General features: G+C 40.8%; 1 protein-coding gene. It reads left to right on the forward strand.

Annotated features, from left to right (window positions below):
* A partial coding sequence (locus ACYQ4O_RS13140; RefSeq protein ID WP_460175892.1) for a transposase occupies positions 1–196 on the forward strand: 196 nt, incomplete at its 5' end.
* Between the last annotated feature and the right edge of the window lie 59 nt (positions 197–255).

The following is a 255-nucleotide window of genomic DNA, read 5'->3' on the forward strand; positions in this document are numbered from 1 at the left end:
AGTCTCTATATCTCGTTCAGTCAATTCTCTGAAAGGAGTATCAAGCCGTCTTATTCGAAAAAAGAAATATCCCTCCATTCGTAGCATGTTATGGGGGGATGCTCTCTGGGCTCCTTCTTATTTTGCTACAAGTTGTGGGGGTGCACCTATTTCTATTATCAAACAGTACATTGAACAACAGAATACGCCTGACTGAAAAAATTATTATATTCGACCCTTATATCACCGTCCTAAAGGACGGTGTTTTACGGGTCG

Source organism: Turicimonas sp. TL08, assembly GCF_054660695.1.